Genomic DNA, 13,666 nt, shown 5'->3' on the forward strand with positions numbered 1-13,666 from the left:
GGGCTTCGTTCGAGACGCGGATGCGCGCTGGCCTTACACTCCTCTTTTTCCCCAAGAGAGTAGTGACATGAACGCGCGCACCTGGCTGGAAACGCTGGTTGGCTTTGACACCACCAGCCGCAATTCCAATCTTGCCCTGATCGAAACCGTCCGGGATTGGCTCAAGGGCCAGGGCGTCGACGCATGGCTGGCGCACAATCCGGAGCGCACCAAGGCCAACCTGTTCGCCACCTTGCCCGCCCAGGATGGCGGCATGCAGGGCGGCATTGTGCTGTCCGGCCACACCGACGTGGTGCCCGTGGATGGCCAGGACTGGAGCACGGATCCGTTCAAGCTCATCGAAAAAGACGGGCTGCTCTATGGGCGCGGCAGCTGCGACATGAAGGGCTTCATCGCCAGCTCGCTGGCGCTGGTGCCGGAATTCCTGGCCATGCCGCGCAAGAAGCCGATGCACCTGGCGTTCTCGTACGACGAGGAAGTCGGCTGCGCCGGCGCGCCTTATATGCTGGCCGATCTGCACGAGCGCGGCATCCGCCCCGAAGGCTGCGTGGTGGGCGAGCCCACTGGCATGCAGGTGGTGGTGGCGCACAAGGGCATCAATCTGTTCCGCTGCAAGGTGCACGGCAAGGCGGCGCACTCGTCGCTGACCCCGCGCGGCTGCAACGCCATTGAATACGCCGCGCGCCTGATTTGCCGCATCCGCGACCTGGCCGACAGCTTCAAGGCCAATGGCCCCTACGACCAGTTCTACGACGTGCCATTTTCCACGATGACCACCAACCAGATCCGGGGCGGCATCGCGGTCAACACCATCCCCGAACTGTGCGAATTCACCTACGAGTTCCGCAACCTGCCGGGCATGCAGCCCGACCAGATCCAGGCAGAAGTCGAAAAATACGTGCGCGAAGAGCTCCTGCCGCGCATGCAGGCCGAGTTCGACGGCGCCAGCATCGAAATCGAGACCGGCGCGGCCGCGCCCGCGCTTGAGGCGTCCGAGGAGGCCGCCATCACCCAGCTGGTGCGCGCCCTGACCGAAGACCGCGCCACCCGCAAGGTCGCCTACGGCACCGAGGCCGGCCTGTTCCAGGGCATCGGCATTCCCACGGTGGTCTGCGGCCCCGGCCATATCGAACAGGCCCACAAGCCTGACGAGTACGTCGCGCTGGACCAGTTGGCCGCCTGCGACACCTTCCTGCGCCGCCTGGGGCAGTCGCTCTGAGGGCAAGCCGACGATTGCCGGGGCGGCCAGGGCGTAGCGCCCGGCCGCTGCCGGCGTCAGGTAAAATGACGGGTTGCAAACCGGATTTGCGGCCGGCAGTGGCCGCCGCGATACCCGGGGGAGATGCTTGGTGAAACCTTACGACTTTCCGGATGCCCAGGGCCATTTCGGCCCTTATGGCGGTGTTTTCGTGGCGGAAACGCTGATGCACGCGCTCGACGAGCTGCGCGCGGCCTATGACCATTACCGTGTCGACCCCGCCTTCCAGGAAGAGTTCAACTACGAACTCAAGCATTTCGTGGGCCGTCCCAGCCCGGTCTACCATGCCCGCCGCTGGTCGGAAATGGTGGGCGGCGCCCAGATCTGGTTCAAGCGCGAAGACCTGAACCACACCGGCGCCCACAAGGTCAACAACTGCATCGGCCAGGCATTGCTGGCCAAGCGCATGGGCAAGCCCCGCGTCATCGCCGAAACCGGCGCTGGCCAGCACGGCGTGGCCACCGCCACGGTGGCGGCCCGCTACGGCATGGAATGCGTGGTCTACATGGGCAGCGAAGACGTCCGCCGCCAGGCGTCGAACGTCTACCGCATGAAGCTGCTGGGCGCCACGGTGGTGCCGGTCAACTCCGGCTCGCGCACCCTGAAGGACGCGCTCAACGAAGCCATGCGCGACTGGGTCACCAACATTGAAAACACCTTCTACATCATCGGCACGGTGGCGGGTCCCGACCCCTATCCCCGCATGGTGCGCGATTTCCAGACCGTCATCGGCAACGAATGCCTGACGCAGATGCCTGAAGCCGCTGGCCGCCAGCCCGACTACGTCGTGGCGGCGGTGGGCGGCGGCTCCAACGCCATGGGCATCTTCCATCCCTATATTCCCTACGAAAACGTGCGCCTGATCGGCGTCGAGGCGGCGGGCGAGGGCATGGACAGCGGCCGCCACGCCGCTTCCCTGGCCGCGGGCCAGGTGGGCGTGCTGCATGGCAACCGCACCTACGTCATGCAGGACGCCGACGGCCAGGTCCAGGAAACCCATTCGGTCTCCGCCGGCCTGGACTATCCCGGCGTCGGTCCGGAACATGCCTGGCTGAAGGACTCCGGCCGCGCCGAATACGTCGGCATCACCGACGCGGAAGCCCTCAAGGCCTTCCACGACTGCTGCCGCATCGAAGGCATCATGCCTGCGCTGGAGTCGTCGCACGCCATCGCGCAAGCCGTGAAGATGGCCGCCACGCTGCCGCGCGACGCCGTCATCCTGGTCAACTTGTCGGGCCGTGGCGACAAAGACATGCATACCGTGGCCGAACAGGCCGGCATCGAGCTCTGAGGCCCTGTCCATGACCACTCGCACCGACCGCATCGCCGCCGCTTTTGCGCGCACCGCCGAATCCGGCCGCGCCGCGGCGCTGATTCCCTACATTGCCGCGGGCGATCCCTCGCCCGCCGCCACCGTTCCCCTGATGCACGCGCTGGTCGAGGCCGGCGCCGACGTCATCGAACTGGGCGTACCGTTCTCCGATCCCATGGCCGACGGCCCGGTGATCCAGCGCGCCGCCGACCGCGCCATCGCGCAGGGCGTGGGCCTGGCCCGCGTGCTGGACCTGGTGGCCGAGTTCCGTCAGCGCGACACCGCCACGCCGGTGGTGCTGATGGGTTACGCCAACCCGATAGAACGCATGGGCCAGGCCGAGTTCGCGCGCCGCGCCGAGCAGGCTGGCGTGGACGGCGTGCTGGTGGTGGACTATCCGCCCGAAGAAGTCGTCGAGTTCGCGGCCACGCTGGGCGAGCATGGCATCGCCCCGATCTTCCTTTTGGCGCCCACGTCCACGGAAGCGCGCATCAAGGCCGTAGCCGCGGTCGCCCGCGGCTACGTGTACTACGTGTCGCTCAAGGGCGTCACGGGTTCGGGCTCGCTCAATACCGATGACGTGGCCGAGCGTTTGGCCGTGATCCGCCGCCACGTGCGCGATATTCCGGTAGGCGTGGGCTTCGGCATCCGCGACGCCGAAAGCGCCCAGCGCGTGGCGCGCGCGGCCGACGCCGTCGTGATCGGCAGCAAACTGATTGAAACCATGGAGCAGGCGGCGGCGGACGCCCCCGCGGCCCAGAAAACCGACGCCGCAGTCACCGCCGCCAGCGGCTGGCTGCGCACCATCCGGCAAGCGCTGGATCAAGTAAAACGAGCAAGCGCGTCGGCCTGAGTGGCGGGCGTGACCTCATACGGGATGAATAATCAATGAGCTGGATCGAAAAACTCCTGCCTCCTCGCATCAACAAAACCAGCGAAAGCGGCCCGCGCCGCGTTCCCGAAGGCCTTTGGGTGAAATGCCCGTCGTGCGAATCGGTGCTGTACAGCGAAGACTTGGCGGCCAACCTGCACGTCTGCCCCAAGTGCGACCACCACATGCGCATCGGGGCTCGCGCCCGCATCGATTCGCTGCTGGATGTCGAGGGCCGGGTCGAAATCGGCCAGACCACGCGTTCGGTCGACACGCTGAAGTTCAAGGACACGCGCAAGTATCCCGAGCGTCTGCAGGAAGCGGTCAAGCAAACCGGTGAAACCGACGCCATGGTGGTCATGAGCGGCTCGATCCGCGGCGTGTCCGCAACCCTGGCCTGCTTTGAATTCGAATTCATGGGCGGCTCCATGGGCTCGGTGGTGGGCGAGCGCTTTGCGCGCGGCGCCCAGGCCGCCCTGGACAACCGGACGCCGTTCATCTGCGTGGCCGCCTCGGGCGGCGCGCGCATGCAGGAAAGCCTGCTGTCGCTGATGCAGATGGCCAAGACCAACGCCATGCTGACCCGCCTGTCGGCGGCCGGCCTGCCGTTCATCAGCGTGTTGACCGACCCCACCATGGGCGGCGTGTCGGCCAGCTTTGCCTTCATGGGCGACGTGGTCATCGCCGAGCCCAAGGCGCTGATCGGCTTTGCCGGCCCGCGCGTGATCGAACAGACCGTGCGCGAAAAGCTGCCGGAAGGCTTCCAGCGCGCCGAGTTCCTGCTGCAGAAGGGCGCCATCGACATGGTCGTGGATCGCCGCCAGCTGCGCGAGGAAATCGCCCGCCTGCTGGCCTTGCTGACCAATCAGCCCGCGGATGTGGTGACGGCCTGAATCTTGCCTCCATCCTGCCGGCCTTTTCGGGCGGACTGGATGGGCGGTGATCGGATGCCGCCGGCAGCCTCGGGCTCCCGGCGGCATTCTCGTTTAGGGAGTTTGTCAGGAGGCATCTGAAGGACGTTATTCGGAACAGTCTTTTCCATCCGCGATGTTGCCTGCCTGCGACAGAAATCAAGTCGTCCGGCCCGGATTTTGCTATGTTGCGTACTAGGTTTGAAATCTACGGAGTTTTCCAATGCAGTTGACCAAGAAGAAGATGCTTACCGGCCTTGTGGGACTTGCCCTGGCTGCAACCGCGTCGCTGGCAAGCGCCCAATCGTCCGAAGGCACCCAGGGCGGCGTCAGCATGCATTACGGCATTGGAGACCACTATCAGCGCCTGACGCTGAACTACGAAACGCCATCTGTCTGGACCTACCAGTTCGGCGGCAACTGGGGTCGCCTGGACCTGACGCCTGAACTCGGCGTGTCGTACTGGAAGGCTAGCGGTTCGCGTTCGCCCAGCCATGTCTGGCAGCTCAACGCCATCCCGATGTTCCGCTGGTGGACTGGCGAACGCTTCTACATCGAAGCGGGTATCGGCGCCACGCTGTTCTCCAGCACGCGCTTCGCCGACGAGAACATAAGCACCGCCTTCCAGTTTGGCGACCACATCGGCATGGGCTTTCTGGTGACGCCGAACAATCGCATCGGCCTGCGCTATTCGCACTTCTCCAATGCCAGCATCAAGCGCCCGAACCCGGGCCTGGACGTGGTGCAGCTGACCTACACCTACCAGTTCTGATTCCGCCTTGCGCGAGCCTGGCGCGGCCCCAGGGCGCGCCAAACAGAAAGATCCACCCTCAGGGGTGGATTTTTTTTGGGCTGCCGCGCTGCGTGGCTTTCCGCTCAATCTAAAACAACAAAAATATTATGTTCTGACGCTGCGTACACATACTTGTTGGTAAGGAGTGCAATGGCCAGAATGCCCAGGCACCGCACAACACACAATGAGCCGCCGCGCGGCCCCTGATTCTCCGCAGCACGCATGGCCGCGCCAGGCGAGGGGACGCGACGACGACAAACGGAGACCAACGCATGAACTACCCCTGTACGCCCGCGCGTCTGCTGACGCGCATGGCCACCGCTATTGGCCTGGCCCTCGCGCTGTCCTGCGGCGCATCCGCCGCATCGGCCGAGGAGTTTCCGAACAAGCCGCTGCGCATGGTCGTGGGTTTCGCTCCTGGCGGCGGCGCGGACATCGTGGCGCGCCTGGTGGGCGCCAAGATGGCCGAAAGCCTGGGCCAGCAGGTGGTGGTGGAGAACCGGGCCGGCGCCACCGGCACCATCGCCGCCGACAACGTGGCCCGTTCGCCTGCCGACGGCTATTCGCTGTTCCTGGGCTCGCAGTCCACCATGGTGGTCGCCCCTTCCTTGTTCCCGTCCCTGCCGTTCAAACCTGAAAAGGACTTCGCGCCGGTGTCGCAGGTGGTGACCATGCCTCTGATCCTGGTGGTCAATCCGGCGTTGGTGGACGCGAAGACCGTGCAGGAGCTCACCGAGCACATCCGCAAGGCGGGCGACGGCGCCATGAGCTACGCCTCGTCGGGCCAGGGCGGTCCGCAGCACATTGCCGGGGAACTGTACGCGCACATGGTGGGCACTAAGGTGACGCACGTGCCCTACAAGGGCGAATCGGCCGCCATGGCGGATGTGCTGGGCGGGCACGTGCCGTACATGTTCGCCAATCTTCCTGTGGCCTTGCCGCACATCAATTCGGGCAAGGTCCGGCCGCTGGCCATTACCAGCCTGAAGCGCGATCCCAAGGCGCCGCAGATTCCGACCCTGGCTGAATCGGGCTTCAAGGACTTTGAAGTGTCGACCTGGTACGGCGTGTTTGCGCCGGCCAATACGCCCAAGCCCGTGGTGGGCAAGCTTGCCGATTCCATCCGCGCGGCCCTGCAACAGAGTGACATGCAGGCCAAGCTGAGCGAGCAGGGTTTCACGGTGGTGGGTAGCGATTCCGAGACCTTCACACGCTTCGTGGGGGCGGAGTTGCCGCGCTGGTCCGTGCTGATCCGCGACATAGGCATCAAACCCGAATAGCCGGCCTGCCCGCGCCAGGGCATCCGCGGCCGGGCGTTTCCTTCATTCCTGCGAGACCAAAATATGATCGACTTAAGCGAAAAGCGCGCTGCCGGCCCCGTCATCCGCCTGCACTCCGCGGACAACGTGGTGGTGGCGCGCGTACCCATCGGCATAGGCGCGGCCGTGCCTTCCGAGGGCATCGTCAGCCGCAGCCAGATTCCGGCCGGCCACAAGATCGCGGCGCGCGACCTGCGCGCCGGCGAGCCCATCCTCAAGTACAACGTCTGCATCGGTTTTGCGGCCAGCGACATTCCGGCGGGCACCTACGTCCACTCGCACAATATGGACTTCCAGGAGTTCGACCGCGACTACGCGCACGCCCGCGACTACGTGCCTACGCCGGTCTTGCCCGAGTCCGAGCAGGCGCGCTTTCTCGGCATCGTGCGCGCCAATGGGCAGGTGGCCACGCGCAATTACATAGGCGTCATGGCGACGGTCAACTGTTCGGCGACGGTGGTGCATCGTATTGCCGAGGCTTTCACCCCGGAACTGATGGCGGCCTATCCCAACGTGGATGGCGTGGTGGCGCTGAGCCATGGCATGGGTTGCGGCATGGAGATGTCGGGCGAACCCATGGACCTGTTGCGCCGGACGATGGGCGGCTATGCCTGCCATGCCAACTTCGCCGCTGTGCTGATCGTCGGGCTGGGCTGCGAACGCAACCAGCTGGATGCCTTGCTCAAGGATCAGGGGCTGGAGGCGGGCGCGCGGCTGAAGACCTTCATCATGCAGGAGACCGGCGGCACGCGTAAAACCATCGAGGCCGGCGTCGCCGCGGTGCAAGCCCTGCTGCCGCAGGCCAATGAGGTCGAGCGCGTGCCGTTGCCGGCGCGGCACCTGACGGTGGGGCTGCAATGCGGCGGGTCGGACGGCTTTTCGTCCATCACCGCCAATCCGGCGCTGGGCGCGGCCATGGACATCCTGGTGCGCCACGGCGGCACCGCCATCCTGTCCGAAACGCCGGAGATCTACGGCGTGGAGCACACGCTGACGTCGCGTGCCCGCAACCGCGAGGTCGGCGAGAAGCTGGTGCAGCGTATCCGTTGGTGGAAGGAAGAGTATTCGCCCGGGCGCGACGTGCAGATCAACGGCAAGGTCAGCCCGGGCAACCAGATGGGCGGCCTCGCCAATATCTTCGAGAAATCGCTGGGTTCTTCGATGAAGGGCGGCACCACCGCGCTGATGGAGGTCTACCGCTACGCGGAGCCGGTGCGCCAACCCGGCATGGTATTCATGGATACGCCCGGCTTCGATCCTGTCTCGGCGACCGGGCAGATTGCCGGCGGGGCCAACATGATCTGTTTCACGACCGGGCGCGGCTCGATGTTCGGCGCCAAACCCGTGCCGTCGATCAAGCTGGCGACCAACACGCCGATGTATGAAAGGCTGACGGAAGATATGGACGTCAATTGCGGCGCCATCCTGGACGGCACCGCGACGTTGCAGGAAGTTGCGCAGCGCATCTTCGAGGAAATCCTGCTGGTGGCTTCCGGCACGCGCAGCAAGAGCGAACTGCTGGGGCTGGGCGACCACGAGTTCGTGCCCTGGAATATCGGCGTGGTGAGCTGAGGCGCGCAGCCGCATACGCAAAAAAACGCCCCCGCGGACGGCCATCCAGGACCGTGCGCGGGGGCGTTTTTTTGCCGCGGATGTGCCGCTGTGTTGTGCGATTCCGCAGGCGGCGGCGCGCCTGCGGGACTGGCGATTAGTTGTCCGCCAGCGCTTGCGCGCCCGGCATGTCGAAGCCGTTGTCATCCAGGGCGGCCTGCAAGGCGGTGCGCTGTTCGGCGTTCAGTTCCACCAGGGGCGGGCGTACCGTCGCCCAGGCGGGGTCGCCGGACTTCCAGGCGATGGCGGCCTTCATCGCGGGGATCATGGGGAATTTGCCGAACACGTTGCGGGTCGCGTTCAGTCCGGCCTGGCGGGCGTCGGCGTCGGCTTCCTGCCAACGCTGTTGCAGCGCGACGATCGGGCCCGGGTTGACGTTGCCGGTGGCCGTGATGCAGCCCACGCCGCCGGCGCGCAGCGTCTGCAGCAGGAAAGCCTCGCTGCCCGCGTAGACCCGGAAGCCGCGCGGCGCAAAACGCTCGATCATGGCCGCCGTGTTATTCCAGTCGCCGCCGCTGTCCTTCACGCCCGCGACCTGGCCGGGGTAGCGGTCCAGCAGGCGGTCTATCAGGTCCAGGCTGAGCGGCACCTGGCTCACGGGCGGGATGTGGTACAGGTACATGCGCAGCCGGTCGTCGCCCACGCCTTCGATCAGTTCGGCGTAGTAGCGGAACAGGCCCTCGTCGCTCACGCCCTTGTAGTAGAAGGGCGGCAGGACCAGCACGCCCATGCTGCCGCTGCGCACGGCGTGGCGGGTCAGCTCGATCGCGTCGGGCAGCGCGCAGGCGCCGGTGCCGGGCATCAGTGCGGACGGCTCCACGCCAGCTTCCAGCAGCGCGTCCAGCAGGCTGCGTTTTTCAGACAGGGCCAGCGAGTTGGCTTCTGAGTTGGTGCCGAATATGGCCAGGCCGACGGATTGCTCGCGCAGCCAGCGGCAGTGTTTCACGTAGCGTCCCAAGGCCGGGCGATAGGCTGCGTCGAATGGCGTCAGGACCGGAGAAAAAACGCCGGGAATGCTGGCTTGGGTGCTCATTGTCTCTACTCGTTGTCTGATGAATGAAAAGGGCGCGCCAGGCGGCGCGACGGCAACGTCTGATTCTGGCACCGAACCAGCCGATGAACATCTGCTGTTTAATTGCTTCAATCCATAAAATTGTTGTGGTTTGCCCTGGCGCAAACCGAGCATACAGAAAAAAGGGGACGTTTTGGATACGCGATATGTGCAGAGTTTTGTGTCAGTGGTCGAATGCGGATCACTGGCGGAGGCGGCGCGCCGGCTGGACCTGACGCCTGCCGCCATCGCGGCACGGGTGCGCACCCTGGAAGAGGAATTGGGCGCCACGCTCATCAAGCGCGTCGGCCGCAGCGTCAAGGCTACCGAGGCGGGCCTGAAAGTGCTGGAGCGCGCCCGCGGCGTGCTGCGCGAGGTGCGGGATCTGCGCGCCAGCGCCAGCGACGATGCGCCTTTGGGCGAACTGCGCCTGGGCGTGTCGGTGTCGGCGCTGACGGGCATCATGCCCATCGTGCTGGCGCGCCTGTACCGGCGCCTGCCCAAACTTGCCGTCTTCATCGAGCCGGGCACGTCCAATCACCTGTATCACCGGGTGATCAACGGCGACCTGGATGCGGCCTTCATCGTCAAGCCCCAGTTCAACCTGTCCAAGGGCTATGCCTGGAAACTGGTGGCGGAAGAGCCGCTGGTGGTGCTGGCGCCGCCCGACACCGCGAGCAACGACGCCCATGACCTGATGAGCACGCAGCCCTTCATCCGCTACGACCGCAACGTCTGGGGCGGCCGCCTGGCGGACCAGTACCTGCGCCAGCACGGCATCGTACCGCGCGAGCGCCTGGAGGTCGACGGCCTGATGGGCATCGCCTGCATGGTGTCGGAAGGATTGGGGGTGTCGCTGGTGCCCGACTGGGCGCCGGATTGGCTGGACAGCCGGCGCGTCAAGCGCGTGCCGCTGCCGGGGCGGGCGCCGCTGCGCCGCATGGGGATCCTCTGGGCCCGGCACATGCCGCATTCGGCGCTGGCGGAAGCGTTCGTGGAAGAAGCCGGGCTGGCCTTGAACCTGCCTGCGGAGCGGATAGAAGGCGATTGAGAGGCGCGGGGCGCCGGCGAGTCGCATGGGGCCTGGCGCACCGGGGATGGGCCGCGTCAGCATGACCGCGCATCGGGTCCACCATGAAAAACACCCCGGAAACTGGATCGAGATCCAGCTCCCGGGGTGCGGGGTATTGCGCGTCGCAAGCCTTTGCGGGCTTGCGGCTTAGTGGCGCGTTTCGACCTGAACCAGCGGCTCGTTGGAAACGGACGCGACCGGCTTGCGCTCGCGGCCCAGGCGGACCGGCGTATGCGCCGCGGCGATGCGCAGCTGGGTCTGTGCGTGGCGGTCCGGATCGGTTTCCACCCACTGCAGGCCAGCAGCGTTGACCACGTCATGCAGGGCTTGGGCCTTGGCCGACGGAGCAACTGCCGGCACCACGATGGGCTGGCTGGCTACGGGCGCGGCGGCAGGCGCCGGGGCCACCGTTTCCTGGACCACCGGCGCGGCAGGGGCGACGGGGGCGGCAGGGGCGGGCGTGAGCACGGGTTCGACGGCAGCGGCTTCCACCGGTGTCTGTTCGGACGCTGCGGGGGCGGAAGCCTCGCTCGCGGCTTGCACGGAAACCGGCTGCGTTACCTCGGAGGCCACCGTCTGCACGGGCTGGGCCACGGCTTCAGCGGCTTGCACGGGTTCGACCTGTTGGGCTGCAACCGGAGTGGCGGCAACCTTGGCGGGTTCAGCCGGTGCGGCTGCAGCCTCTTGGACTTGCACCGGAGCGGCTTCGACTTGCTGAGGCTGGGCCGGAGCGGCTGCGACCTGCTGGACCGGGGCCGGCTCCACGGCTTGCGCGGCGCTCACGGCGGGCTGGGCAGCGGAGTCTTCCGATTGCTCGGCGCCGTCATCGTCGGCGCCATCTTCGAGCTGCTCATCGCTGCCGGCCAGACCTGCTTCGTCCGGGCTGCGGCGGCCACGGCGGCTGCGGCGGCGGCGGCGCTTGCGCTCGGGATCGGCCGCGCCTTCGGCGCCTTCGATGCCGGGCAGGCCATCGGCGGCCTGTTCGACGGTTTCGGAGGTTTCGGCGACCAGCTCGGCAGCTTCAGGGGCAGGCTTGGTTTCGGGCAGGGCGGTGGCAACCGTCTGCGCCAGGGCGGCGACCATGCTTTCCTGTTCGCTCATCGGCGCGTCGGACTGGCCTTCCTCGCGGCGGTTGCGGCCGCGGCCGCGACGGCGGTTGCGACCGACGCCGGCATCTTCGCCGCCGGCTTCCACGGCTTGCTCGGGACGGTTGGACGCCAGGGCCGCTTGCGTGGCCTGGGTGTCGCGTTCGCCGCGGGCTTCGTTGCGGTTGTGGCGATCGCCGCGTTCCTGGCGTTCGCCTTCGGGGCGGCGGTTGCCGCGCACGTGATGGCGGCCGCCCTCGCTGCCTTCGGCGCCTTCGGCGCGCGACTCGCCGCGGCGGTTGCGGTTGCGGTCCGAACCATGGCGTTCGCCACGGCGTTCCTGGCCGTCATGGCCGCTGCGGCCCTTGCCGCGGCCGGAGCTGGCCCGCTTGGCGCTGTCTTCCTGGACGGCGGGAGCGGGCTTGGCCGCCTCGGAGCTGCCTCCCAGCCAGCCGAACAGGCGCTTGAACAGGCCGCCCAGGCCGCCGGCTGCTGCCGGAGCGGGAGCCGCGGCGGCGGGAGCCGGGGTCGAAACCGGAGCGGGCTGCGAAGGCGTGATGCCCTTGACCAGCGCTTCCGGACGGGACTTGATCTCGTGCTCGCGCGGCTGCCAGGGGGCGTCCGTGGCCGGAGCTTCAACCAGTTCGAAGCTGGTCTTCAGTTCTTCCAGGCGCGGATCGTCGTGGCGCAGGCGCTCGATGTGGTGGTGCGGCGTTTCCAGATGCTTGTTGGGGATCAGCATCAGGTTGACCTTGAGGCGGGCTTCCATCTTGGTGATGTCGGCGCGCTTTTCGTTCAGCAGGTAGGTAGCCACGTCGACCGGCACTTGGGCGTGCACGGCGGCGGTGTTTTCCTTCATGGCTTCTTCTTGCAGCAGGCGCAGCACGTGCAGGGCGCTGGACTCGGCGTCGCGGATCACGCCGGTGCCGTTGCAGCGCGGGCAGGTGATGTGCGAGCCTTCGTTCAGGGCCGGGCGCAGGCGCTGGCGCGACAGTTCCATCAGGCCGAAGCGCGAAATCTTGCCCATCTGGACGCGGGCGCGGTCGAAATGGAGGGCGTCACGCAGGCGCTGTTCGACGGCGCGCTGGTTCTTGCTGTCCTCCATGTCGATGAAGTCGATGACGATCAGGCCGCCCAGGTCGCGCAAACGCAACTGGCGGGCCACTTCGTCGGCGGCTTCCGAGTTGGTGCGCAGCGCGGTTTCCTCGATGTCGGCGCCGCGCGTGGAGCGGGCCGAGTTGACGTCCACGGAAACCAGGGCTTCGGTGTGGTCGATGACGATGGCGCCGCCCGAAGGCAGCGTCACCGTGCGCGAGTAGGCCGTTTCGATCTGGTGTTCGATCTGGAAGCGGGAGAACAGCGGGATATCGTCGCGGTAGCGTTTGACGCGCTGGACGTTGTCCGGCATCACCACGCTCATAAAGGCCGTGGCCTGATCGGCGATCTCGTCGGTATCGATGAGGATCTCACCGATTTCCGGGGAGAAGTAGTCGCGGATGGCCCGGATGACCAGGCTGGATTCCAGGTAGATCAGGATGGGCGCGGAGTTGTCGCGCGCGGCGCCATCGATGGCCGTCCAGAGCTGCAACAGATAGGACAGGTCCCACTGGAGTTCTTCGACGTTGCGGCCGATGCCGGCGGTACGGGCGATGATGCTCATGCCCTGGGGCAGATCGAGCTGCTCCATGGTGTCGCGCAGTTCCTGGCGGTCCTCGCCCTCGACGCGGCGCGAAACACCGCCGCCGCGGGGGTTGTTGGGCATCAGGACCAGGTAGCGGCCAGCCAGCGAGATGAACGTGGTCAGGGCGGCGCCCTTGTTGCCGCGCTCTTCCTTTTCAACCTGGACGATCAGTTCCTGGCCTTCGCGCAGGGCGTCCTGGATGCGGGCGCTGCGGACGTCCACGCCTTCCTTGAAGAAGCTGCGGGCTACTTCCTTGAAGGGCAGGAAGCCGTGGCGGTCTTCGCCGTAGTTGACGAAGCAAGCCTCGAGGCCGGGTTCGATCCGGGTGATGACACCTTTGTAGATGTTGCCTTTGCGTTGTTCGCGGCCGGCAGTCTCGATGTCGAGGTCGATGAGTTTTTGCCCATCGACGATAGCGACGCGTAATTCTTCCTGATGCGTCGCATTGAACAGCATGCGCTTCATGAGAGGGGTTCTCCGTTGTCATGACGCGCCGATATCGGCGCGTGACCTCGGGTCACTCGGGCTGCGGCTGAAGCGGGCAAGAAATGCGGACCGTACCTGGGCGGCGCCCAGGCGTATCCGCCGCGGGTCAGGCGGGCACGTCGAGCCGTGGGGCTCGGGGTTCTGTCAGCAGGAGGGTCAGCTTCACTGAATGTGGTTTGACGGAAAAGTGCTGTGAACGGCAGTTGCGGTCGGATT

Annotated in this window: 10 protein-coding genes; 8 read left to right on the top strand and 2 right to left on the bottom strand. The window is 66.4% G+C overall.

Annotated features, from left to right (window positions below; translation table 11 throughout):
* Positions 1–67 precede the first annotated feature (67 nt).
* The 7 genes from argE to AXYL_RS07605 all read left to right on the top strand — a co-directional run bounded on the left by argE (position 68) and on the right by AXYL_RS07605 (position 8,036).
* Positions 68–1,219: an acetylornithine deacetylase gene (gene argE / locus AXYL_RS07575; protein ID WP_013392205.1), complete on the top strand. Its 1,152-nt coding sequence runs from the start codon at positions 68–70 to the stop codon at positions 1,217–1,219.
* 130 nt (positions 1,220–1,349) lie between these two features.
* Positions 1,350–2,549, top strand: coding sequence for a tryptophan synthase subunit beta (trpB, locus tag AXYL_RS07580; protein WP_013392206.1), 1,200 nt, complete (start codon positions 1,350–1,352; stop codon positions 2,547–2,549).
* Between the two features lie 10 nt (positions 2,550–2,559).
* A complete protein-coding gene (trpA, locus tag AXYL_RS07585; RefSeq protein ID WP_013392207.1) occupies positions 2,560–3,423 on the top strand; it encodes a tryptophan synthase subunit alpha in 864 nt (287 codons plus the stop codon).
* Between the two features lie 35 nt (positions 3,424–3,458).
* On the top strand, positions 3,459–4,334 hold the full coding sequence (gene accD / locus AXYL_RS07590; protein ID WP_013392208.1) for an acetyl-CoA carboxylase, carboxyltransferase subunit beta: 876 nt from the start codon (positions 3,459–3,461) through the stop codon (positions 4,332–4,334).
* 241 nt (positions 4,335–4,575) lie between these two features.
* Entirely contained in the window at positions 4,576–5,124 is a 549-nt protein-coding gene (locus AXYL_RS07595) for an acyloxyacyl hydrolase (protein WP_013392209.1), read from the top strand.
* A 293-nt stretch (positions 5,125–5,417) separates the two neighbouring features.
* Complete coding sequence (locus AXYL_RS07600) at positions 5,418–6,425, top strand: Bug family tripartite tricarboxylate transporter substrate binding protein (protein WP_013392210.1); 1,008 nt, start codon at positions 5,418–5,420, stop codon at positions 6,423–6,425.
* Positions 6,426–6,488: 63 nt separating this feature from the next.
* The gene (locus tag AXYL_RS07605; RefSeq protein ID WP_013392211.1) at positions 6,489–8,036 is read left to right on the top strand and encodes a UxaA family hydrolase; all 1,548 of its coding nucleotides are present in this window, start codon (positions 6,489–6,491) and stop codon (positions 8,034–8,036) included.
* Positions 8,037–8,172: 136 nt separating this feature from the next.
* Here AXYL_RS07605 and AXYL_RS07610 read toward each other — a convergent pair whose 3' ends face one another.
* Positions 8,173–9,108 carry a dihydrodipicolinate synthase family protein gene (locus AXYL_RS07610; RefSeq protein ID WP_013392212.1) on the bottom strand — a complete coding sequence of 312 codons (936 nt, stop codon included), beginning with the start codon at positions 9,106–9,108 and terminating at the stop codon, positions 8,173–8,175.
* A 205-nt stretch (positions 9,109–9,313) separates the two neighbouring features.
* On the opposite strand from AXYL_RS07610, the gene AXYL_RS07615 reads away from it, so the two are divergent.
* The gene (locus tag AXYL_RS07615; RefSeq protein WP_013392213.1) at positions 9,314–10,177 is read left to right on the top strand and encodes a LysR family transcriptional regulator; all 864 of its coding nucleotides are present in this window, start codon (positions 9,314–9,316) and stop codon (positions 10,175–10,177) included.
* A gap of 168 nt (positions 10,178–10,345) precedes the next feature.
* On the opposite strand, the gene AXYL_RS07620 is transcribed toward AXYL_RS07615, so the two are convergent.
* Positions 10,346–13,429, bottom strand: coding sequence for an Rne/Rng family ribonuclease (locus tag AXYL_RS07620; RefSeq protein WP_013392214.1), 3,084 nt, complete (start codon positions 13,427–13,429; stop codon positions 10,346–10,348).
* Between the last annotated feature and the right edge of the window lie 237 nt (positions 13,430–13,666).

This window comes from Achromobacter xylosoxidans A8 (genome assembly GCF_000165835.1).
Classification (GTDB): domain Bacteria; phylum Pseudomonadota; class Gammaproteobacteria; order Burkholderiales; family Burkholderiaceae_B; genus Achromobacter; species Achromobacter xylosoxidans_B.